Raw genomic sequence first — 18,075 nt, 5'->3', positions numbered from 1 at the left:
AGGCCGGGTTAGGAAATGACCCCGTCCACAATGGCCTTGGCCTCGGCCTGGACCTGGTGCAGGTGCTCCAAGCCCTTGAAGGACTCCGCATAGATCTTGTACACGTCCTCCGTGCCGGAGGGGCGCGCCGCGAACCAGGCGTTCTCCGTGGTGACCTTGAGCCCGCCGATCGGAGCGCCGTTGCCGGGAGCCTCGGTAAGCCGGGCGGTGATCTCCTCGCCGGCCAGCGTGGTGGCGGTGACGTCCGACGGCGAGAGCTTGGCCAGCGCTGCCTTCTGTTCCCGGCTGGCCGGGGCATCCACCCGGGCGTATTCAGGATCGCCGAACTGCGACGTCAGTTCCCGGTACCGCTGGGACGGGGTCTTGCCCGTGACGGCGGTGATTTCCGACGCGAGCAGGGCCAGCAGGATGCCGTCCTTGTCGGTGGTCCAGGCCTTGCCGTCCCGGCGCAGGAAGGACGCGCCGGCGGATTCCTCGCCGCCGAAGGCTGCCTCGCCGGTGAGCAGGCCCGGAACAAACCACCCAAAGCCAACGGGAACCTCCATCAGGGTCCGGCCCAGGTCGCCGGTGACCCGGTCGATCATGGAGGAGGACACCAGGGTCTTGCCCACGACGGCGTTCTTCGGCCAGTCCGCACGGTTGCGGTACAGGTAATCGATGGCAACGGCGAGGTAGTGGTTGGGGTTCATCAGCCCGGCGTCCGGGGTGACGATGCCGTGGCGGTCGGCGTCGGCGTCGTTGCCGGTGGCGATGTCGTACTCGCCCGCGCGGGAAATCAGCGAGGCCATCGCGTACGGGGAGGAGCAGTCCATGCGGATCTTCTCGTCCCAGTCCAGGGTCATGAAGGCCCACTGCGGGTCCACGTCCGGATTGACGACGGTCAGGTTCAGCCGGTGCATCTCGGCGATGGCACCCCAGTAGTCCACGGACGCGCCGCCCAGCGGATCGGCGCCGATGTGCAGGCCGGCTTCACGGATGGCGTCCAGGTTCAGGACGGAGGGCAGGTCATCCACGTAGTACTGCAAAAAGTCGTAGGTCCCCACGGAGTCCGCCAGGCGGGCCTGGCCCAGCGGGATGCGCTTCACGCCGCGCAGTCCGTCTTCCAGGAGTTCATTGGCGCGCCCGGCGATCCAATTGGTGGCCTCGGACCCGGCGGGGCCGCCGGTTGGCGGATTGTATTTGAACCCGCCGTCGGCCGGAGGATTGTGCGAGGGCGTGATGATGATGCCGTCGGCTTCCTCGGTGCGGCCGGCGTTGTGCTTCAAGATGGCGTGGCTCAGTGCCGGCGTGGGGGTGAACCCGTTGCGGGCATCGATCAGCACACCCACTCCGTTGCCGGCGAGCACCTCCAGGGCGGTGTTCTGCGCCGGTTCGGACAGCGCGTGGGTGTCCCTGCCCATGAACAGCGGACCGGTGATGCCCTGTCCGCTGCGGTACTCCACGATCGCCTGGGTTATGGCGGCAATGTGCGGTTCGTTGAACGCTCCGTTCAGCGAGGTTCCGCGGTGTCCCGAGGTGCCGAACACCACCCGCTGCGCGGGGTCCTGCATATCGGGTGTGATGTCGTAGTAGGCATCCACAAGCGCCGTCAGGTCAACAAGGTCGGAGGGTTGGGCAACTGTGCCAGCTCGGTTAGACATACCCCTAAGCATGCCAAACAAAATCCTGCCGCGGCAGGAGGGCAGGCCGGGATCCGCAGTGCGGCCGGCTCCCGGCGGGCCGGCCGTGCGCGGGAGGGCGGTCCGGGCTTTCTAGGATTCCCGGCCCGGCCCGGCTGATCCGGTGGTGCCGGATGTCTTGCTGGCCGCATTCGTTCCTTCGGAAATGCTGGCGTGTACTTCCACCCGGTCATCCGTTTCATTGGGATCGCCGGTGCCGTCGGGAACGAAATCAGCCCCGTCCTCCATCAGGGCCTCCACGGGATTGTCCGCTGTTTCGGCGGGATCCTTGCCGTTGTGCTTGGAACTATCCTGAACCACGGTTGCCTCCTTTTGCGGAGCGGCGAATCCCCGCGGTAAACCATCAGTAACCTTGCTGTTTCAGGTGTACCACCGCGGACGGGGCCGGATCCAGCAGAACAGCGACGACGACGGCGGGGGCCGCCGTCGTCGTCGCTGTGCAGGCCCGGGGCCCGGGGTGTGAACCGGTTAGCGCACGCCGCCCATCAGCTTCTTGATGGCGGGAGTGGCAGCGGCCAGGGCAACGCCCAGGACGATCGCTGTAATGCCGCTGAACATGAAGTAGCTGACTTCAGTGTCCGTGCTGTAGAACTGTGCCAGCCAGCCGGCCAGGGTGGTGCCCAGGGAAACGGACAGGAAGAACAGGGCCACCATCTGGGTCCGGAAGATCGCCGGCGCCAGTTTGGTTGCCACGGACAGGCCGATCGGGGACAGGAACAGCTCGGCAAAGGTGAAGAGCAGCAGGATGCCGGCCAGGGCCAGCAGCGGGGTGCTGTTGGCGCCGCCGCCGGAGAACGGAATGAAGGCCAGGAACGCCAGGCCCATGACGGCCAGGCCCATGGCGAACTTCAGCGGCGAGGACGGCTGCTTGTCGCCCAGCTTGGTCCACACGCCGGCGAAAACTGCGGCGAAAATGATGATGAAGATCGGGTTGATGGACTGCACGAAGCTCGGCGGCATTTCCCAGCCGAACAGGTCGCGGTCCAGGGACGTGTCGGCGTAGATGGCGACCACCGTGAACTGCTGCTGGAACAGGGCCCAGAACGCCGCGCTGGCAACGAACAGCGGCATGAAGGAGTACACACGGCGGCGTTCGAGCGTGCTGACCTTCTTGCTGGTGAGGATCACCACGAAGTAGCCGATGGAGGCCAGGATCGCCAGGACAGCCATGATGGGTGCCAGGTTCTGGGCGGTCAGCAGCCCAAAGACCACGGCCAGGATGATCACGGCAAGGGCGGCAGCCGTCCCCAGGGCAACCTTGTTGAACTGCGCACGGGGCAGCGGGTTGCTGACCTGGTGGGCGGATTCCGGCAGGTACTTGCGCGTCATGCCGTACTGGACGAGCCCAATGGCCATGCCGGCGGCTGCCAGGCCGAAGCCGTAGTGGAAGCCGTACTCGCTCCAGGCCAGGCCGGTCAGGAGCGGGCCGACCAGGGCGCCGATGTTGATCCCCATATAGAAGATGGAGAAGCCGGCGTCGCGCCGCTCGTCCTTTTCTTCGTACAGCGTTCCGACGAGCGACGTGGCATTGGCTTTTACGCCGCCCGAGCCGAGGGCAATCAGGATCAGGCCGGCGGCCAGGCCTGCGGCGCCCGGCAGTACGGCCAGGGCGATGTGGCCGAGCATGACAATGACAGCGGAGTAGAACAGTACCCGTTCGGAACCCAGCAGGCGGTCCGCGATCCAGGCACCGAGGATGGTGGACAGGTAAACGCCACCTCCGTACGCACCGACAAGACCGGTTGCGACGGCCAGGTCAATGCCCAGCCCGCCTTCCGTGGCCGAGTAGTACATGTAGTACAGCAGGATGCCCTGCATGCCGTAGAAGGAGAACCGTTCCCACAGCTCGACGCTGAAGAGGTTCGCCAACATGCGGGGATGGCCGAAAAAGGACTTGCGGGCCGGCGGAGCGGCTGAGGTGCTGGGATTAGAACTCACCCAAACATATTCGCACCGGAGCATGAGTGCCACCAGCGGCTCCGGGGCTTAAAACTCCGCCCTGCGGCTTTTGCCGGCTCCCGGCGGGTGAGAAACATCACCGGTAAATTGGTTCCGCGGCACACTGTTACGGCAGGCGGGCGGGGGTCCGGGATGGGACGGGATATGATGCACGGTTTAGTTTTCCAGCTGGGCCGCCACAGCCAGCAGCTGGGCCTCGGCCCCGGGGCGTCCGATGAGCTGGATGCCCATGGAGAATCCGTCCGGTGTCCGCAGGGTCGGAACGGTGATGGCCGGCAGTCCGCACACATTCACCATTGACGTGTAGGGGGAGTAGCGGCACTGCCGCTCATAGTCCTCCAGGCCCTGCGCGTCCGGGCCTGCTGCTTCGGATCCGCTGTTCCAGTACCAGCCGATGGGCCGCGGAGTCATGCCCAGCGCGGGAGTAAGAATCATGTCATAGGCGCTGTAGGCCCGGATGGTGTCCTCTTCGAACCGGCGCAGGATGTCCAGCGCCGCGGCCAGCTCGGCGCCCGAGCGCTGCAACGCCCGGCCGCGGACCGCCGCCGTCAGCGGGGTCAGCCGGGTTTCGGCGCCCTCCGGCAGTTCCAGATTCGCCAGCGAGGCGGTCCATACGGTCTGGAACGCCTCGGGATAGCGCGCGTCGTAGCTGAGCTGTGCTTCGACGACGTCGTGCCCGGCGGCGGTGAGGCTGCGGATGCCGGCGTCGAGCGCATCCACCGCCTCCGGATCCAGCGTGATCTCCAGGCGCGGGGAAAACGGGGAGAGGGTGCTGACTCCAATCCGGAAGGTGCCGGCCGCACGCTGCGCGGCTGCCAGGAAACTCCCGTCAGCCGGTGCGGCCGAGGTTGCGTGGTGGTTGGGGCCGGCCACCATGGCATCCAGCAGCAGGGCGGCGTCGGCGGCGGTCCGCGCCAGCGGTCCGGCCACCACAAACTGTCCCAGGTCATTTTGGCCCGCACCCGCCGGAACCCGGCCGCGGTTGGGCTTGAGTCCGGTGAGCCCGGTGGCTGCGGCGGGAATGCGGATCGAACCGCCGCCGTCCGTTCCGGGTGCGAAGGGAAGCATGCCTGCCGCCACCGCAGCGGCACTGCCGCCGCTGGATCCGCCGGGGCTGCGGGCCGGATCGAGGGGATTGCGTGCCGGAGCGCCCACGAAGTTCTCGCTGTAGCTGCTCAGCCCAAACTCCGGAACCTGCGTCTTGCCCAGGCTGATGGCCCCGGCCCGGCGCAGGACCGCCGCGAGCGGCCCGTCCTCGGCCGGAGTGTAGGGCGGCAGTGCGGCAGTGCCCAGGGTGGTGGGCACCCCGGCAACGTCGGTCAGGTCCTTGTGGGCCAGGGGCATGCCGTGAAGAAGTCCCAGCGGTTCACCGCGGGCAAAGGAACTGTCCGCTGCCGCCGCTTCCCGCAGGGCGGCCTCCGGGGTTGTCAGCAGGAAAGCGCCCAGGGCCGGGTTCAGTTCCTCAACCCGGCGCAAAAAATACCCGGTCACCTCTCGTGCGCTGACCTCGCCCGAAGCCAGGCGGTTCCGCCACTGCAGGGCCGTGGGTTCGGCGGGAGGCGGAACGGGACCGGGCAGCGGTGAAGCGGACATGTGACCTCCGGGAGGGGGAATTATTTTCCGGGCAGGGCTCCCACTATAGGCTGGGAAGAAGTTGACGCCCGGGCCGGCGTTCCGGCATGCCGCCGGAGCCGCGGATCAGCCCGGGGTTTCACCCGCTCAGGCCCGCAGTATCGGGGCCGCATTTGTAAGGACAGGAACCGGAAAATGGAAAACGTACCCGTAGACGACATCAGTGCTGACGCCAGGATTCTGGATGTGCGCGAAGACTACGAGTGGGAAGCCGGCCACATTGACGGGGCCATCCACATTCCGCTCGATGCGCTGCCTGAACGTCTCGATGACCTGGATCCGGACCAGGACCTCGCCGTGATCTGCCGTACCGGCGGCCGCAGTGCCCGCGCCACCGCCTGGCTGGAATCGCACGGCTACTCCGCCGTCAACGTCAACGGCGGAATGGGCGCATGGCTGGAAGCAGGCAAGCCCATGGTCTCCGACAACGGGCAGGATCCCACGGTCGTATGAGTGCTCCGCTCGATGCCGCAGACGGCGGGCCGGGTAACGGAGGTACGGTTTACACCTTTTTGGGACCGGAGGGCACCTTCACCGAGGCCGCCCTGCTGCAGGTTCCCGGTGCCGGGGCGGCTGCGCGGATTCCCGCCACCAGTGTGACCGCTGCTCTGGAAATGGTCCGGACCGGCCGCGCCGCCGCCGCGGTGGTGCCCATCGAGAACTCCGTCGAGGGCGGCGTCAGCGCCACCCTTGACGCGATTTCCGCCGGCGAGCCGCTGCGCATCCAGCGCGAAATCCTGGTGCCGATCACCTTCGTCCTGGCCGTACGGCCAGGCGTGGAGCTGGCCGCCATTGCCGCCGTGTCCACGCATTCCCATGCCTGGGCCCAATGCCGGGACTGGGCGGAAAAGAATATTCCCCAGGCGGAATACCTTCCCGCATCGTCTACTGCTGCCGCTGCCACCGGCCTGCAGTCCCCGGATCCGGGATACGACGCCGCCATCTGTTCGCCGCTGGTTGCCGAGCGGCTTGGGTTGGAGGTGCTCCGGGCGGATATCGGAGACGTCTCCGATGCCGTAACCCGCTTCGTGCTGCTTAGCCGGCCGGGCGTTTTGCCGGAACCCACCGGCGCGGACAAGACCACTTTGGTGGTGCCGCTGCCGGAGGATCATCCCGGCGCTCTGATGGAAATCCTGGACCAGTTCTCGACGCACGGGGTCAACCTCAGCCGCATCGAGTCCCGGCCCACCGGATTATTCCTGGGGGACTACTTTTTCAGCATCGATGCCGACGGCCACATCCGGGATGCCCGCATGGCCGATGCCCTGAAGGGCCTGCACCGGATCAGTCCGAACCTGACGTTCCTCGGTTCCTATCCCCGGGCGGACGGCCGCGAGCCGGAGATCCCCAAACACACCAGCGACGAAGCCTTCCGTTCCGCGGACCTCTGGCTTCAGGGGCTCCTTGGGGGCTAACCTCGCCGCAGGGGCTTTCCGGTAAAAACCAGGCCCGCACCCGGAACGGAAAGACCCGTTCCGGGTGGCCCGGAAAAAGACCGACGTGAAACGAGAACACCATGCGGCTGCGGCGGAGCAACTGTGAGCATCCGGGATATTCGCGGCGGCGGTGGGGCCGCGGTTTCAGCTACCGGGGACTGCGCGGCGACGTCCTGACCGACCGGGACACCCTGGAGCGGATCCGTTCCCTGGCCATTCCTCCGGCGTGGACTGAGGTATGGATCAGTCCCTATCCGAACGGCCACATCCAGGCCACCGGAACCGATGGGGCCGGCCGCCGGCAGTACATCTATCACCCGCACTGGCGGGAAATGAAAGACCGGGAGAAGTTTGACCGGTCGCTGGCCTTCGCCCAGACGCTTCCGGCCGCCCGCCGGCTGATTACCAAGCACCTGCGCACGGAGGGCAGCGGACCGCAGCGCGCCTACGCCGCTGCGCTGCGGATTGTCGACGCCGGGGCCCTGCGGATCGGCGGAGAGCGGTACGCCGAGGTCAACGGGTCCTACGGGACCACCACCCTGCGCGTGGAGCATGTTCAGGTGCAGGGCAGCGAGGTGCGGTTCGATTTTCCCGGCAAGAGCGGACAGGAGTGGCACACCCTCATTGAGGACCCTGACCTGGTGGCGGCGCTGGAGCCAATGCTGGCCCGGCCGGATCCGGACACTGCCCTTGCCTACCGGGGCAGCGACGGCCGGTGGCACAGCGTTGCAGGCTCGTCGCTGAACGCGTTCCTGAAGGAGGTGACCGGCGGTGACTTCACCGCCAAGGATTTCCGCACCTGGCAGGCAACGGTGGTGGCAGCCATGCACCTGGCCCGGGCCTTCCGCCTGGCGTCCACCAAGAAGGACAAGCAAAAGGCGGTGGTGACCACGGTCCGGAAGGTTGCCGACCACTTGGGAAACACTCCCGCCGTGGCCCGGAAATCGTATATCGATCCCCGGGTGGTGGACCGGTTCTTCGACGGTGATGTGATCGAGGTGGCGGGGTTCTCGGCGTCTGAAACCGCGGTCCGGCTGATGCTCACTTCCTAGCCCGGACCGCCGCTGACTTTCCCTGTTTCACGGTTCATAAGTATGCTGATATTAAGAGTGCGGCCCGGCCGCACCCGCGGCGCAGGACCACAGCCGGTCCTGTCTCAACGTTCAGGAAGGTAAGCACATGTCTGAGTACCCCAATGAGGAAGAACAGCTGACCGACCCCAAGCCCAGCGGACAGTCCACCGGTGACGACAACTGGCGCGGTGACGCCGGCGACCAGGGCAACGACATCCGTTTCGCCGAAGAAGAGCAGCTGATCCGGGAGCAGGCGTCGCCTGCGTCGGTCAACCGCGACGATGAGGGCGAATACACCGACGCCGAGGGCGCAGGCAGCACCGGCGGCACGCCGGCCAAGGAAGAAGGCGGCTACACGGACGCCGAAGGAACGCAGGACTCCTAGGCGCGGGTGCCCGGCACGGCCCCGTTCCGCTCGCCGGGAACCGACTGGTTCCTGCCGGCGAACGGCCGGGGCCGCTGCGGCACCGGAGCCGGCGCCCGGATCAGCAGCGCCAGCGGGTCCACCTCGACCCGCACGGTAGTGGCCGCTCCGGTGACATCGCCGTCCAGCTGGGTGCGGGTGGGCTGCGCCACCGTGATCTCCACGGTCCGGGCGCGGCGGTGGTCGATGACCGGGATGTCCTTCGGATATTTCGTGACCACCTTGCCCGCCACCCAAAGCCAGCCCGCCAGGCTCCGCGGACTCATGACGACCACGTCCAGGAGTCCGTCGTCCATCCTGGCTTCGGGAATGAAGTCGATCCCGGCGGGTAGCCGCCCAATGTTGGCGAACAGGATGCTGCGCGCTTTGCGGACCCGCGGGGGCTCACCGTCCAGGGAGATGGTCATCTTGGTCCGGCGCCCGGGCATGAGCCGCACCCCCGCCTCGCTGTAGGCCATCCATCCGACGCGTTTCTTCAAGTCGTCCCGGGTGGCGGCCAGCACTTCGGCATCGAGTCCGATGCCCCCCATCACCAGGAAAGCGCTGCTGCCGGTTTCTCCGGTGACGGAGTTTTCCTGCGTCATGGTGCCCATGTCAATGCGCCGTTCCTCCCGTGCAGCGCGGTGCTGACGGCCGCCGCAAGGTCCACCACGGGCAGGCCAAGATTCCGCGCCAGCAGGTTTCCGGTTCCCAGCGGCAGCAGCCCCATGGCGGCCGGAGTATTGGCCAGGGCACGGGCCACTTGGCGGACGGTGCCGTCCCCGCCGGCGGCAATAACGACGTCGGCCCCTGCCTGCACGGCCCGCCGCGCCTGTTCGTAACCCGGGCTCTCCGGCGTCGTTTCCATCATCAGGGGCGGATCCCACCCGGCGAGCTCGCATGCTTCGGCCAGCAGTGTCCGGGCTGCCGGTGCCTGGACCTTAATGGGATTGATGACCACGGCAACTCTTTGGTGGCCGGGAGCGAGGGTCTTGACTACGGTCCGCCGCGCGGCCTGCCGCCGCCGCCGCCGTACCGTCACCCACACCGCGGCCGCGGCCGCGGCGGCAGCGAGCAGTGAAATGAGGAAGATCTGGGAAGCGGACATAGTGGTTCCCAGCCTAACCCGGGTCTGTGCCCGGGCCCGCCGCGGTTTTGGGTACCCTTGAAGCGTGATCGATGTTAATGAGCTCCGCGAAAACCCCGAAAAATTCCGAGCCTCCCAGCGCGCCCGCCAGGCGGACGAGTCCCTGGTGGACGCGATCATTGCTGCCGACGCTGCCCGCCGCGATTCCCGCACCCGCTTCGAGAACCTGAGGGCCGAGCAGAATGCCTTCGGCAAACGCGTTGCCAAGGCCAAGGGGGATGAAAAGCAGGCCCTGCTGGCCGAGGTCAAGGAACTGGCCGGCGCCGTGAAAGCAGCCGGCGCCGAAGCCGACGCCGCCCAGGCCGAGTCGGATGCGCTGCTGCGCCGGATTCCGAACCTGGTGTCCGACGGCGTTCCCGCCGGCGGCGAAGACGATTTCGAGGTTATCAAGACGGTTGGCAAGCCGCGCGACTTCGAAGCCGAGGGGTTCACTCCCCGGGACCACTTGGAGATCGGCGAGCTGCTGGGCGCCATCGACATGGAGCGCGGTGCGAAGGTATCCGGCTCCCGTTTCTACTTCCTGCGCGGAGTTGGTGCCCGGCTGGAGCTGGCGCTGCTGAACATGGCCATGGACCAGGCCGTGAAGGCCGGTTTCGTTCCGATGATCACTCCCACGCTGGTCCGCCCCGAGACCATGCAGGGCACGGGCTTCGATGTGGCCCACGACGCCGAAATCTACCGCCTGGCCGACGACGACCTGTACCTGGTCGGCACCTCCGAGGTGCCGCTGGCCGGCTACCACGCCGATGAGATCCTGGACCTGAACGGCGGCCCGGTCCGGTACGCGGGCTGGTCTTCCTGCTACCGCCGCGAGGCCGGCTCGCACGGGAAGGACACCCGCGGCATCATCCGCGTCCACCAGTTCAACAAGGTGGAAATGTTCATCTACACCAAGCCGGAGGACGCCGCCGCCGAGCACCAGCGCCTTCTGGCCTGGGAAGAGGAAATGCTGGCCAAGGTGGAGCTGCCCTACCGCGTCATCGACACCGCAGCCGGTGATCTGGGCATGTCCGCGGCCCGGAAGTTTGACTGTGAGGCCTGGGTTCCCACCCAGAACGCCTACCGGGAGCTGACGTCCACGTCCAACTGCACCACGTTCCAGGCCCGCCGCCTGAACATCCGTGAACGCCAGGACGGCGAGGGCAAGGAACGCGCGCCGTGGCAACCCTGAACGGAACACTGGCCACCACCCGCTGGCTCGTGGCCATCCTGGAACACCACCAGAACCCGGACGGCTCCGTCACGGTCCCGGCCGCCCTGCGCCCCTACCTCGGGGGACTTGAGGTTCTGCCCGTCCTGTAGAAGGGCCGCCGTTCCTATCCAGCCGAGCGGCGGTTCCTGTTCCGGCGTGCCGGAACAGGAACCGCTTTTCCGCACCTCACCTGAGCACCTATGTGAGCCGCGTCCTTTCAGGATCCGCAGCCATCTGTTTAAATGAGGCGATGACTACTTTGACAAGCGCCGGCATCGAAGACCGGCAGGAACCCCAATCACAGCCCCACCTGGTAGCCCTGGATGTTGACGGCACCCTCGTGGACCACGACGGACACATGTCCGCCGGTGTCCGCGAAGCTGCGCAGGCGGCCATCGCCGCAGGACACCACCTGGTTATCGCCACCGGACGCTCCTACGGAGCCGCCCTTCCCATCCTGGAACGCATCGGCATCACCAAGGGCTACTGCGTTTGCTCCAACGGCGGCGTCACCCTGGAAATCGACACCTCCCTGCCGGACGGATACCGGGTGCTGGACCGGGTGGTCTTTGATCCCTCGGTGGCACTGGATGCCCTGCGGGTGAGCCTGCCCACGGCCAAATTCGCCCTCGAAGATTCCTCCGGCGACTTCCTCTCCACCGAACGGTTCCAGGACGCCAGCTTCGGGGTTGAGGCCCAGCCCGTTGACTTCGAACGGCTGCGCAGCGCCGAGGCCGTCCGCGTGGTGGTGTTTAGCACCGATTCCACGGCGGAGGAGTTCGGCGAGGCAGTGCGGGCCATCGGGCTGCACGGTGTGACTTATTCCGTGGGCTGGACCGCCTGGCTGGATATCGCCGCCGAGGGCGTCACCAAGGCCAGTGCCCTGGAAAAGGTCCGCAGCACCCTGGACATTGACCCCAGGCACACTCTGGCCATGGGTGACGGCCGCAACGACATCGAGATGCTGGGCTGGGCGGGCCGCGGAGTGGCGATGGGCCAGGCTCCGCGGGAGGTCCTGGAAGCAGCCACGGAGGTCACCGGCACCGTCTACGAGGATGGGGCGGCGGTTATTCTTCGCGGGCTGTGCAACCCGCAGGCCTAACTCCGGCGCTCTCCTGTTTGCCTTAGTAGGTCAGCGCGGCCGGTGGCAGAGCGGCCGGTCCGTAACAAAGCGACAGCAGCCGGGCTGCCGCGGGACGGGTTGCCCACTCCTCCTGCCAGTGCGAACGCACCACAGCCTTGCTGACGGCCTGGGTGGTGATGCCCAGGATCTCCGCCACGTATTTCTGCTGGCCCCGCGCGCCTGGCGTCATGAGGTCCAGGACCTTCCACTCGGCGTCGGTCCGGCTGGCCACAATTTGGCCCAGCAGCCGCAGGACGGCTTCGGCCTCGGCTGCAATTTCCTGATCCGGGCCTTCGACGGCCAACGGAATACGTTCTCCCGTCTTTCGGGCACGGTCCACCGCCCGGCGGGCGTAGACCAGCCCGTACCCGTCATTGTCCAGCACGGTCTGCCGCAGTGGCGGGCGCAGTTCGCCGACGCCGATTCCCACGTTCCAGCGCCGCTGCCGGATGGCCGTCAGCGCCGCTTCGACAGCTGCCGGGGCGTCGGCCAGCACGCCCTGCGCCTCGTCGCCGACCGATCGCTGAAACGGGACCGCGGCCGGCAGATGCCGCAGCGAGCGGATCAGCCCGGGGACGAGGTCGCCGTACTCGCGGGAGTCCCGCTGGTTGATGGTCAGCACATAATGCATGGCCTCAGCATGCCAGAGCTGCTTCAAAAACAACCGGATCCGGTTGCGGCGCGCCCCGTACCGCTATCCGCGCCTGCCGTCGAGTGACGCGCAGGTGTCGGACCCACCCGTCGAGTGACGCGCAGATGTCGGAGTTCTTCGGCCAAAGCGGCATTACTCCGACACTCGACTGGGAAAAGCCGCATCATTCCGACACTGGATGGGCAGGGGAGGGGGCGGGCCTAAGCCGCATCGTTCCGACAGCAGAGGGGCGCCCGCGGGAAAGCGGCGACAACTGCACAAACGACGACGGCGGCCGTCCCGGGAGGGAGCAGCCGCCGTCGTGCGGTTTATTGCCGGCCCGTGCACCGCACGGCGGCCCGGCAGGGGAGTGCTAGTTGTTGTCGGGTGCGGCGTCGACGTCGCGGCCCTGGGGCTCGTCCTCTTCACTCCGCTCGCCAAGGGCTTCAAAACGCTTCAGCGACGCCTCGACCTCGGCCTCTGCGGCCTCGCGGCCGGCCCAGTCTGCGGCTTCAACCCACTTGCCCGGCTCCAGGTCCTTGTACTTCGTGAAGAAGTGCTTGATCTCGTCCAGCAGGAAATCGGAGACGTCGGAGATGTCCTGGATGTGGTCAAAGCGCGGGTCCACCGGGACGCAGAGAACCTTGGCGTCTCCGCCGCCGTCGTCCACCATGTTGAACACGCCGATCGGGCGGGATTCCACGAGCACGCCGGGCATCAGGTCGAAGTCCTGGAGCATGACCAGGGCGTCCAGGGGATCGCCGTCCTCGCCCAGGGTGTTTTCGAAGTAGCCGTAGTGCGTGGGGTACGCCATGGACGTAAACAGGATGCGGTCCAGGCGCAGGCGGTGCGTTTCGTGGTCAATTTCGTACTTGACCCGGGATCCCTTGGGGATCTCGATGGTGACGTCGAGCTTCATGGATACTCCTCTTGCGCGGGGCCCGGCGGGCTCCGCAGAACGGGTTGGCGAACGCGGCGTCAACGAAAACACTGCCGTGAACGTAGGCTGATCAACACACCGGCAGCCGCCCAACTGTCCGCGTCAGCGCGGGCTGCGGCGCCGGTCTAGTCTTAAAGATATATGTCTTGGTCCCCATTCACTGTCTCGCGCAGCGGATGCAGCTACGGAAAGCAGCGGTGAAGCGATGGCTCGGGTGCTTACCGGCCTTCTGCTGACCCTGGTCCTGGCCGTGCTGGTTGTTCCGCTGGCGTTTTACGCCGGACCTCCGCTGCTCACCGCGCTGCGCGGCGAGCAGCCCCAGCGCCAGGTCGTGGTGCCCCCGTACCAGCAGGGCCCGGGACGGCTGGCGTTCAGCGGCGGAGACTTTCCGGTGCCGGCCGGCGCAGGCCAGTCCGCCCCGGACACCGCCCCGGACACGGACACGCTGAAGGACCTGCTGGACGCCGAGCTGGCGGTCTCCGGAAGCGGCACGTTCCACGGGACCGTCCTCGATGCCCTGACGGGCGAGGTCCTCTACGATCTCGACGGCGGCACCGCCGTGACACCGGCCTCCAGCCTTAAGATCCTCACGGCCGCGGCCGCCCTCTCGGACCTCGGGGCTGATACCCGGTTTGAAACGGCTGTCTATGCCGGAAACGCCCCCAGCACCATCGTGCTGAAGGGCGGAGGGGACGTCCTCCTGGCTGCCGGGGAGTCGGACGGGGAGTCGGACGGGGAGCAGATTACGGGCCGGGCCGGGCTGCAGACCCTCGCCGAAAAGACGGCAGCGGCCCTGGAAAAGCGCGGGACCGGCGGAACCGTGCGCATCCGCCTCGATGACACGCTGTTCACCGGTGACACGCTGTCCCCGGCGTGGAGCAGCGAGGACGTGGAGGCCGGGGAAATGGCACCGCTCTTTCCGCTGGCCATCAATTCAGCCTGGGCCGCCGAGGGCGCCTCGTCCGGCCTGCGGGCCGACGACGCCGCCCTCACCGCCGCCGAAGCCTTCGCCGCCGCGCTCGAAACAGCGTCCGTGGATAACGGGTTCACGGTCGATACGGTCATCGAACGCGGCACGGCAGCGGAGGGGCTGAGCAGCTGGCCGCCGTGGAATCGGCGCCCGTTTCCGAACAGGTGCGGCATATGCTGCTCACCTCCGATAACTACCTGGCTGAGGCACTGGCCCGGATGAGTGCCCTGGCCACGGGCAGGGAAGCGACCTTCGACGGTGGAACACAGGCCGTGAAGGCCGCGGTTTCCCGGCTCGGCGTGGACACTTCCGGACTGGTGCTGGCCGATGCCTCCGGCCTGGGCGCCGGTACCCGGATCTCCGCCCTGCAGCTCGCCCGTACCATGCAGGCGGCGCTGACGTCCACGGACAACGATGTGCGGACGCTGCCCTATTCCCTGCCGGTGGCCGGCCTGAGCGGAACCCTAGCCACCCGATTTTCCGCCGGTGAACCGGGGGACACGTCCGCCGGTGAACCGGGGGACACGTCCGCCGGCGAACCGGACGTGTCACCGGCCGGCGTGGTTCGGGGAAAAACTGGAACCCTGTTCGCGGTTACCTCGCTCACCGGGTTCGTGACGGATGCCGACGGGCGGCTGCTGTCCTTTGCCTTTGTGGCAAACGGGCTGGAAGCGAACACCGCCCAGGCCCGGGCCGCCGTGGACTCGGCGGCCACGGTGCTTGCCGCCTGCGGCTGCCGCTGACGCTGTTTGGCGTTCAGCGAACCCGGCTCCGATTCGGGGCGGCGTGTGGTCTGATGGACGGATGGAGAGCTATCAGCGCCACCCCGCCCCAGCCACCCCCGATCTGGTGAATTGGGACCTGGCCGCCGGCACGGCAGCCACCCTTGTGTCCGCCGGTCCCAAGATGCCGGCCCGCGAGATTCGTGAAGCCGTGACGGAACTTCGTGCCCTGGCAGATGAAGCAGTGACCCATGTGCACCGCATCACCGGGCTGGAAGCCGCCCGCGACCTGCGCGATTCCGAGGTGCTGGTAGTGGACCGCGCCTCCTGGGCCAAGGCCAATTCCCGCAGCTTCGCCGCACTGATGAACCCGGCGCTGGACCACTTGGCCCGCACCCGGCCGGACCAGCTGTCCGGCGCGAACACGGCCTTCAGCAGTACGGTTACCGGTGCCCAGCTCGGTGCGGTGCTGGCTTTCCTGTCTTCGAAGGTCCTCGGCCAGTACGACCCCTTCTCCGCCAAGACGCCCGGCGGCCCGTCCGGCGGCCGGCTCCTCCTGGTCGCTCCGAACATCATCGCCCTGGAACGCGAACTCAACGTGGTTCCGGCTGATTTCAGGTTGTGGGTATGCCTGCATGAGCAGACGCACCGGGTCCAGTTTGCTGCGGCGCCGTGGCTGCGCGATCACATGCTGGAGCAGATCGGCATGCTCACGAACGGCCTGATGGATAAGGCCCAGACTCTCTCCGAGCGCCTGGGACAGGCCGCGAAGACCCTCGCTTCGCCCGCCCGTGACGCCCTGGCCGGCGGCGGCCGCGGCACCGGCGGTGACGGTGTTCCCCAGCGCCCCACGGACATCATGTCCCTGCTGCAGGACCCCGAGGACAAGGAGCGGATGTCCCACCTCACCGCGGTGATGTCCCTGCTGGAGGGACACGCCACTGTGGTGATGGACGCCGTTGACGCCCGGGTGGTTCCCAGTGTGAAGACCATCCGGCAGCGCTTCAACGCCCGCGGCAGGAGCCACGGGTGGCTGGACCGTTTCTTCCGGCAAATCATGGGACTGGATGCCAAAATGCGCCAGTACAAGGACGGCTCAAAGTTTGTCCGCGCCGTGGTGGACCGCGCCGGCATGGACGGGTTCAACCGGGTCTGGGAAGGCCCCGCCAACCTGCCCAGCGAAGCTGAAATCCATAATCCGTCCCTGTGGATGACCCGGATGGGACTGTAACCGCACGTGCACCTGCAAGACCCTGATATTTCCGAAAATGCCCCTGCGGGCGGCACCGGCTCCGGCCGTCCGCGCAAGCGCCTGAACCCGACCCTGGGCAAGGCCCGCAACATGATCAAGGAAGCGCTCGACGACGCCGGGCTGGCGCCGCGCGGCACGGCTGCCGCGCCGCCGCCGCTGCTGCTGGTGGCCTGCAGCGGCGGTCCGGACTCCCTGGCACTCGCCGAAGCCGCGTCCTTCTTCGGCCGCCGCGGCGACTACCGGGTGGGCGCCGTCGTGGTGGACCACGCCCTGCAGCCCGGATCAGCGGACCTCGCCGAAGCCGCCGCGCACAAGCTCCGCGGCATGGGACTGGACCCGGTCCAGGTCCGCACCGTGGCAGTGCCGGCCACCGGCATGGGCCCCGAGGCAGCTGCCCGGACGGTCCGCTACGAAGCCCTCGACGCCGCCGTGGCGGAGACCGGTGCCGACGCCGTGCTGCTCGGACATACCCTCGATGATCAGGCCGAGCAGGTGCTGCTGGGCCTCGCCCGCGGTTCCGGAACCCGGTCCCTGGCCGGCATGCGGGCCGTGCGCGGGAAATACCTGCGCCCGCTGCTCGGACTGCGGCGCAGCGAGACCGAGGAAATCTGCCAAAGCGAAAACTTGGACCCGTGGTTTGATCCCACCAACGCGGATCCGGCCTTTGCCCGGTCCCGGGTGCGGGCAGAGGTCCTCCCGTTCCTGGAGGAGAAACTGGGCCCGGGAATCGCTGAGGCACTGTTCCGTTCCTCACGTATCCTGGCGGGCGACGCCGACTACCTCGACGCCGTGAGTGCAGAAACCTACGCCCGGCTGCGGGTCGTTCCCGAAGAAGCAGCCGGTTCGCAGGCGGCGGACTCCGGAACCGTCCTGTTGCCTGAAGCGCAGCTGCGGAAGCTGGCTCCCGCCGTGCGCCAGCGTGTCCTGGCTCTAGCCGCCGTCGAACTCGGAGCCGCCCAGCCCAGCTACGAAAGGCTCCGGTCGGTCGAGGCGCTTCTGCGCCGCACCGGATCCGCCGGCCCCGTGGAACTCGTCGGCAAAGTGAGCGTGTACCGCCAGGCGCGTACAAATGCGGTTCCCCAAGGCACCTCCGGCTATGGCAATCTTGTCTTTAGGAAAAAGAGCAGCACCTAAAATCCAGCTGCAACATCTCGCACCCGGGAGCCATTCGTGGATTCACACGACGTCCAGTCAGACCTCAAGCACGTTCTCTATACCAAGGAACAGATTCAAACGCGGGTCACCGAACTCGCAGCCGAGATTGACCGCGACTACGCCGGGCGGGACATCCTGCTGGTCGGCGTGCTCAAGGGTGCCGTGATGATCATGGCCGATCTTTCCCGTGCCCTGCACAGCCACGTGACCATGGACTGGATGGCTGTGTCCTCCTACGGCTCCGGCACCCAGTCCTCCGGCGTCGTACGCATCCTCAAGGACCTGGAAACGGACCTCCTGGGCAAGCATGTGCTGATCGTCGAAGACATCATCGACTCCGGCCTGACCCTGTCCTGGCTGCGCACGAACCTGCAGTCCCGCGGCCCGGCCAGCGTCGAAATCTGCACGCTGCTGCGCAAGCCCACCGCCGCGAAGGTGGAAATCGACGTGAAGTACGTCGGTTACGAGATCCCCAATGAGTTTGTGGTGGGCTACGGCCTGGACTTTGCCGAGCGCTACCGCAACCTCGACTTCATCGGAACCCTGGCACCGCACGTGTACGAGTAGATCCCGTATCAGCGCAGGCAGAACCGGACGGCGGCCCGCAGGCTGCCGTCCGGTTCTGCGTCCGCGATCAACATCACGGCGGCGTGCTACGCCCAGAGGGAACTTTCGGGGTATTCGGGACGTGTTCTTTCAGGTAACGGTGTATAGCTAGTTGAAGTATATTTCCGCGCATTATCAGCGTTGTTGATCAGGAG

General features: G+C 67.1%; 18 protein-coding genes and 1 pseudogene. 11 read left to right on the top strand and 8 right to left on the bottom strand.

Annotated features, from left to right (window positions below):
• Positions 1 to 8 precede the first annotated feature (8 nt).
• The 4 genes from pgm to OL239_RS00740 all read right to left on the bottom strand — a co-directional run bounded on the left by pgm (position 9) and on the right by OL239_RS00740 (position 5,231).
• A complete protein-coding gene (pgm, locus tag OL239_RS00755) occupies positions 9 to 1,640 on the bottom strand; it encodes a phosphoglucomutase (alpha-D-glucose-1,6-bisphosphate-dependent) (RefSeq protein WP_268910328.1) in 1,632 nt (543 codons plus the stop codon).
• A gap of 111 nt (positions 1,641 to 1,751) precedes the next feature.
• On the bottom strand, positions 1,752 to 1,979 hold the full coding sequence (locus tag OL239_RS00750; RefSeq protein WP_268910327.1) for a hypothetical protein: 228 nt from the start codon (positions 1,977 to 1,979) through the stop codon (positions 1,752 to 1,754).
• Between the two features lie 168 nt (positions 1,980 to 2,147).
• The gene (locus OL239_RS00745) at positions 2,148 to 3,641 is read right to left on the bottom strand and encodes a peptide MFS transporter (RefSeq protein WP_442864270.1); all 1,494 of its coding nucleotides are present in this window, start codon (positions 3,639 to 3,641) and stop codon (positions 2,148 to 2,150) included.
• Between the two features lie 153 nt (positions 3,642 to 3,794).
• On the bottom strand, positions 3,795 to 5,231 hold the full coding sequence (locus tag OL239_RS00740; protein WP_268910325.1) for an amidase: 1,437 nt from the start codon (positions 5,229 to 5,231) through the stop codon (positions 3,795 to 3,797).
• A 174-nt stretch (positions 5,232 to 5,405) separates the two neighbouring features.
• On the opposite strand from OL239_RS00740, the gene OL239_RS00735 reads away from it, so the two are divergent.
• The 4 genes from OL239_RS00735 (at position 5,406) to OL239_RS00720 (ending at position 8,164) form a co-directional block, all read left to right on the top strand.
• On the top strand, positions 5,406 to 5,723 hold the full coding sequence (locus OL239_RS00735; RefSeq protein WP_268910324.1) for a rhodanese-like domain-containing protein: 318 nt from the start codon (positions 5,406 to 5,408) through the stop codon (positions 5,721 to 5,723).
• A complete protein-coding gene (gene pheA, locus OL239_RS00730; RefSeq protein ID WP_268910323.1) occupies positions 5,720 to 6,685 on the top strand; it encodes a prephenate dehydratase in 966 nt (321 codons plus the stop codon). The genes OL239_RS00735 and pheA overlap by 4 nt, the downstream gene beginning before the upstream one ends.
• A 101-nt stretch (positions 6,686 to 6,786) precedes the next feature.
• Positions 6,787 to 7,758 carry a DNA topoisomerase IB gene (locus tag OL239_RS00725; RefSeq protein WP_268910322.1) on the top strand — a complete coding sequence of 324 codons (972 nt, stop codon included), beginning with the start codon at positions 6,787 to 6,789 and terminating at the stop codon, positions 7,756 to 7,758.
• Between the two features lie 127 nt (positions 7,759 to 7,885).
• A complete protein-coding gene (locus tag OL239_RS00720; protein ID WP_268910321.1) occupies positions 7,886 to 8,164 on the top strand; it encodes a hypothetical protein in 279 nt (92 codons plus the stop codon).
• Here the strand turns inward: OL239_RS00720 and OL239_RS00715 are convergent.
• Both OL239_RS00715 and OL239_RS00710 read right to left on the bottom strand, forming a co-directional pair.
• Positions 8,161 to 8,796 (bottom strand): diacylglycerol/lipid kinase family protein, encoded by a 636-nt coding sequence (locus OL239_RS00715; protein WP_268910320.1) that lies wholly within the window; start codon positions 8,794 to 8,796, stop codon positions 8,161 to 8,163. The genes OL239_RS00720 and OL239_RS00715 overlap by 4 nt on opposite strands.
• Positions 8,784 to 9,290, bottom strand: coding sequence for a diacylglycerol/lipid kinase family protein (locus OL239_RS00710; protein WP_268910319.1), 507 nt, complete (start codon positions 9,288 to 9,290; stop codon positions 8,784 to 8,786). Before OL239_RS00710 ends, OL239_RS00715 begins: the two co-directional genes overlap by 13 nt.
• A 64-nt stretch (positions 9,291 to 9,354) precedes the next feature.
• Here OL239_RS00710 and serS point away from each other — a divergent pair.
• Both serS and OL239_RS00700 read left to right on the top strand, forming a co-directional pair.
• Positions 9,355 to 10,631 (top strand): annotated as a pseudogene (gene serS, locus OL239_RS00705) (serine--tRNA ligase).
• 140 nt (positions 10,632 to 10,771) lie between these two features.
• Positions 10,772 to 11,623 (top strand): HAD family hydrolase, encoded by an 852-nt coding sequence (locus tag OL239_RS00700; protein ID WP_268910318.1) that lies wholly within the window; start codon positions 10,772 to 10,774, stop codon positions 11,621 to 11,623.
• A gap of 22 nt (positions 11,624 to 11,645) precedes the next feature.
• Here the strand turns inward: OL239_RS00700 and OL239_RS00695 are convergent, their stop codons facing one another.
• The gene (locus OL239_RS00695; RefSeq protein ID WP_268910317.1) at positions 11,646 to 12,275 is read right to left on the bottom strand and encodes a hypothetical protein; all 630 of its coding nucleotides are present in this window, start codon (positions 12,273 to 12,275) and stop codon (positions 11,646 to 11,648) included.
• A 373-nt stretch (positions 12,276 to 12,648) separates the two neighbouring features.
• Positions 12,649 to 13,194 carry an inorganic diphosphatase gene (locus tag OL239_RS00690; RefSeq protein ID WP_268910316.1) on the bottom strand — a complete coding sequence of 182 codons (546 nt, stop codon included), beginning with the start codon at positions 13,192 to 13,194 and terminating at the stop codon, positions 12,649 to 12,651.
• Between the two features lie 235 nt (positions 13,195 to 13,429).
• Between OL239_RS00690 and OL239_RS00685 the strand changes: the two genes are divergently transcribed.
• From OL239_RS00685 to hpt, 5 genes are all read left to right on the top strand, one after another.
• Positions 13,430 to 14,407, top strand: a complete 978-nt coding sequence (locus OL239_RS00685) for a D-alanyl-D-alanine carboxypeptidase (protein WP_268910315.1) — start codon at positions 13,430 to 13,432, stop codon at positions 14,405 to 14,407.
• Entirely contained in the window at positions 14,359 to 14,928 is a 570-nt protein-coding gene (locus tag OL239_RS00680; RefSeq protein WP_268910314.1) for a D-alanyl-D-alanine carboxypeptidase, read from the top strand. Before OL239_RS00685 ends, OL239_RS00680 begins: the two co-directional genes overlap by 49 nt.
• 61 nt (positions 14,929 to 14,989) lie before the next feature.
• The gene (locus tag OL239_RS00675) at positions 14,990 to 16,138 is read left to right on the top strand and encodes a zinc-dependent metalloprotease (RefSeq protein WP_268910313.1); all 1,149 of its coding nucleotides are present in this window, start codon (positions 14,990 to 14,992) and stop codon (positions 16,136 to 16,138) included.
• A 111-nt stretch (positions 16,139 to 16,249) separates the two neighbouring features.
• On the top strand, positions 16,250 to 17,293 hold the full coding sequence (tilS, locus tag OL239_RS00670; protein ID WP_268911628.1) for a tRNA lysidine(34) synthetase TilS: 1,044 nt from the start codon (positions 16,250 to 16,252) through the stop codon (positions 17,291 to 17,293).
• Positions 17,294 to 17,329: 36 nt separating this feature from the next.
• Positions 17,330 to 17,881: a hypoxanthine phosphoribosyltransferase gene (gene hpt, locus OL239_RS00665; RefSeq protein ID WP_268910312.1), complete on the top strand. Its 552-nt coding sequence runs from the start codon at positions 17,330 to 17,332 to the stop codon at positions 17,879 to 17,881.
• The last annotated feature ends 194 nt before the right edge of the window (positions 17,882 to 18,075 follow it).

This window comes from Arthrobacter sp. ATA002 (genome assembly GCF_026898095.1).
Lineage (GTDB): Bacteria > Actinomycetota > Actinomycetes > Actinomycetales > Micrococcaceae > Arthrobacter_B.
This window is presented reverse-complemented; position numbering and strand designations above follow the sequence as displayed.

Bases quoted from the DNA above. Each gene is read 5' to 3' on its own strand.
- pgm (WP_268910328.1), bottom strand. From the start codon at position 1,640: ATGTCTAACCGAGCTGGCACAGTTGCCCAACCCTCCGACCTTGTTGAC.
- OL239_RS00745 (WP_442864270.1), bottom strand. From the start codon at position 3,641: ATGCTCCGGTGCGAATATGTTTGGGTGAGTTCTAATCCCAGCACCTCA.
- OL239_RS00740 (WP_268910325.1), bottom strand. From the start codon at position 5,231: ATGTCCGCTTCACCGCTGCCCGGTCCCGTTCCGCCTCCCGCCGAACCC.
- OL239_RS00735 (WP_268910324.1), top strand. From the start codon at position 5,406: ATGGAAAACGTACCCGTAGACGACATCAGTGCTGACGCCAGGATTCTG.
- pheA (WP_268910323.1), top strand. From the start codon at position 5,720: ATGAGTGCTCCGCTCGATGCCGCAGACGGCGGGCCGGGTAACGGAGGT.
- OL239_RS00725 (WP_268910322.1), top strand. From the start codon at position 6,787: ATGCGGCTGCGGCGGAGCAACTGTGAGCATCCGGGATATTCGCGGCGG.
- OL239_RS00720 (WP_268910321.1), top strand. From the start codon at position 7,886: ATGTCTGAGTACCCCAATGAGGAAGAACAGCTGACCGACCCCAAGCCC.
- OL239_RS00715 (WP_268910320.1), bottom strand. From the start codon at position 8,796: ATGGGCACCATGACGCAGGAAAACTCCGTCACCGGAGAAACCGGCAGC.
- OL239_RS00710 (WP_268910319.1), bottom strand. From the start codon at position 9,290: ATGTCCGCTTCCCAGATCTTCCTCATTTCACTGCTCGCTGCCGCCGCG.
- OL239_RS00700 (WP_268910318.1), top strand. From the start codon at position 10,772: ATGACTACTTTGACAAGCGCCGGCATCGAAGACCGGCAGGAACCCCAA.
- OL239_RS00695 (WP_268910317.1), bottom strand. From the start codon at position 12,275: ATGCATTATGTGCTGACCATCAACCAGCGGGACTCCCGCGAGTACGGC.
- OL239_RS00690 (WP_268910316.1), bottom strand. From the start codon at position 13,194: ATGAAGCTCGACGTCACCATCGAGATCCCCAAGGGATCCCGGGTCAAG.
- OL239_RS00680 (WP_268910314.1), top strand. From the start codon at position 14,359: ATGCTGCTCACCTCCGATAACTACCTGGCTGAGGCACTGGCCCGGATG.
- OL239_RS00675 (WP_268910313.1), top strand. From the start codon at position 14,990: ATGGAGAGCTATCAGCGCCACCCCGCCCCAGCCACCCCCGATCTGGTG.
- tilS (WP_268911628.1), top strand. From the start codon at position 16,250: ATGATCAAGGAAGCGCTCGACGACGCCGGGCTGGCGCCGCGCGGCACG.